Raw genomic sequence first — 2471 nt, forward strand, 5'->3', positions numbered from 1 at the left:
CGTTTATGAAAAACAAGAAAAAGAGGCTAAAAAAATGTCCGGGATTTCTTGACCGCTACACACTCCAAGCCTTTGAGATCGCTTTCATCGTATTCTGTCTGGCAGGCTTTCCAAGCGCCTTCACCCATCCACGGGGTTTCGCCCTGGCACCAGATATTAAAGCGTTTGGTTAACATCTCTGTCCATTGTGAGGGAATGCCGCGCGCTTTCTGGATAGTGTCATGCAATGAGGTGCTGTCTACGGACACATTGAGATTAGGATTGGCCTTAATCCAGAGCGTTTCATCATCAATCTCGTTCTCGTCGCCCAGCTCGTAGATCAGGGCGAACAGGGATTCGTTTTGTTCTTCGCCTGCCAGTATCTGACAGCAATAATCATAGTGCTGCTTACAGGCCGATATCACGTTACTGCCTGCGGTCGTAATGGCAAACAGAATGCCTTCGGGACGGGCGCCCATCCCCAACTCAAGGGCAGAGTAAACGGCGTTATCCGGGTGCAAATGGTATTCATCGACAATGGCAAGGCTGGGGTTTGTGCCCTCAATGGTGGAGGCTTTGGCTGCCAGTGGTTTTAACAGGCTGTTGCTCTTGGCGTAAGTGACCTTGTGTTGCTGAATAGCGACCCGTTTCTTGAGGGGTTTGGATAACAGGCACATCTGGCGGGCATCATCAAACACAATACGCGCCTGATCCCGGCTCACGGCGGCGGTGTAAATATCCTGCTGTCCCTGTTCCATGACTAAGAACCAGTTCGCCAGCATTGCCGCTACGGTAGACTTGGCATTTTTGCGTGGCACTTGAATGTAGGCACTGCGATATTTCCGGCGTCCGGTCGCCTTAACTTTGAAGCCGAACAGATTAGCAAACGCGAATTGTTGCCACGGCTCAAGAATAATCGGCTTACCGCGCAAGTGGCCTTTGACGTGGGGACAGAGACGGGAAAAGCCAATAAAACGCTCTACCACCTCGGTATCGAACGTATAAAGCGGGTTATTCCGGTCACTATAATAGCGTTTTACGGCCTGTTTCAGACGCTTACAGGCCGGAATAGTGCCATTTTCGATATCAAAAGCGTACTGCTCCCATGCGTTCATCGGCGGTTTCATCAGGCAATCAGCACATCTAATTCGTCGGGTTCGTCCGTTTCTACCGGATTTCGGCGACGGGATACCGGATCGAAGCCCAGCAATGCCGACATTTTTATCATGATTTTTTCGGCATCAGCCTTTGCTTTCAGTGACGGGTTACTGGTTGCTGCGCCGCGTGAACCTTCTACGGCGAACCCGCGTAACTCAATGTCTGCCACGGCTTTACGGTAGATGGCATAGTTGACGCAATAGAGTTCAAGATTGTTCCAGTCAGCCGGGCTGAGATCTTCCCGTTCGTTGAGAATTTTGGCTTTCGATTTCCATTGTTGCGCGGCGATATCGTTTAAATACTCAGGGGGTTTGGGTGCTCTTGCCATAATAGATTGTTTCCTATAAAGATTACTGCTATTGAAAAAAGTGCCGTGCATAAAAATTTGAGGACGCGGCGGTTCTTTTTAGCGGGGCGTTTGTCATTTTTGATACCCCCATCTAGTTATCTCATTGCGTTATTATCATTCAATCAACCAATCACGACACTTTGCCGCTTCTGTTTCCTGTTCCCGATACTCACCATTCTTACGCTGCTGTTTGGTGATGGGGTCTGTCCGTACCGTCTTACGGTTATGGCAGCCATGACATAGGGCTTGATGGTTGGATTCAGGCCAGAACAGCACATCACTATCGCCATTGATCGGTATGATGTGGTCAACGATAGTTGCAGGCGTGTAACTGTTCTGCTTGAGGCAATACACACATAAGGGGTTAGCCTTGAGGTACATCAATCTATATCTGCCCCATCGGTTACTGTAACCACGCTCAGTACGTGTACCTCGTTGCTTATCCTGTTGTCGTCTGGTCTCTCTCTGGTGTTGCTCGCATCGTCCTGACTTCACACGCTGCTTACATCCCGGATAGCTACAGCGCTTTAAAGGTTGCCACGGCATCAGTAGATCCCCACATCTCGATAGACCGACCACAGGGATTTGATAGAGAACGGGACTTCTTTCAGTTCCACCTCTACCGCCATCGCCCGATTCTCATACAGCAAGCCAATATAGAGTAAGCAGCCCACTTTGATAGCAGGGGTAAACACCAAGCCCTCCTCGAATCGCTTACCGATATGTTGCTGGCAGACTTCCAATGCAGCCTCGGCATAGCCCTTAAGCAGTTCGTCTTCAAGCGTATTGCTTTCATCCAGTCGGCAATGTTGCTTGATTTCGTTCAGGGGAATATCAATCTTATCCATTCGGTAAGCCTCCCTTACAAAGCAACTCTAAGCGGGTGTGTTTTGGATCGGGGATAACCGCCACAATGTTAAAGAATTGACCGTTGGTACTGTCACCCTGATAGAAGATGCGGTTTGCAGTGGTGATATCAGCACGG

General features: G+C 49.5%; 3 protein-coding genes and 2 pseudogenes. All 5 read right to left on the minus strand.

What is annotated here, in order from left to right; all coding sequences use genetic code 11:
• Positions 1-53 precede the first annotated feature (53 nt).
• Positions 54-1094 (minus strand): annotated as a pseudogene (locus AB204_RS16980) (terminase large subunit); the annotation flags it as partial.
• Between the two features lie 11 nt (positions 1095-1105).
• Positions 1106-1465, minus strand: a complete 360-nt coding sequence (locus AB204_RS16985) for a phage terminase small subunit P27 family (protein ID WP_047964564.1) — start codon at positions 1463-1465, stop codon at positions 1106-1108.
• 135 nt (positions 1466-1600) lie between these two features.
• The gene (locus tag AB204_RS16990) at positions 1601-2032 is read right to left on the minus strand and encodes an HNH endonuclease (protein ID WP_047964565.1); all 432 of its coding nucleotides are present in this window, start codon (positions 2030-2032) and stop codon (positions 1601-1603) included.
• Positions 2032-2334, minus strand: a complete 303-nt coding sequence (locus AB204_RS16995; protein WP_047964566.1) for a head-tail connector protein — start codon at positions 2332-2334, stop codon at positions 2032-2034. Before AB204_RS16995 ends, AB204_RS16990 begins: the two co-directional genes overlap by 1 nt.
• Positions 2327-2471, minus strand: a pseudogene (locus tag AB204_RS23865) (phage head closure protein); the annotation flags it as partial. The gene AB204_RS16995 and the pseudogene AB204_RS23865, both read right to left, overlap by 8 nt.

Source organism: Xenorhabdus khoisanae (assembly GCF_001037465.1).
GTDB classification, from domain to species: domain Bacteria; phylum Pseudomonadota; class Gammaproteobacteria; order Enterobacterales; family Enterobacteriaceae; genus Xenorhabdus; species Xenorhabdus khoisanae.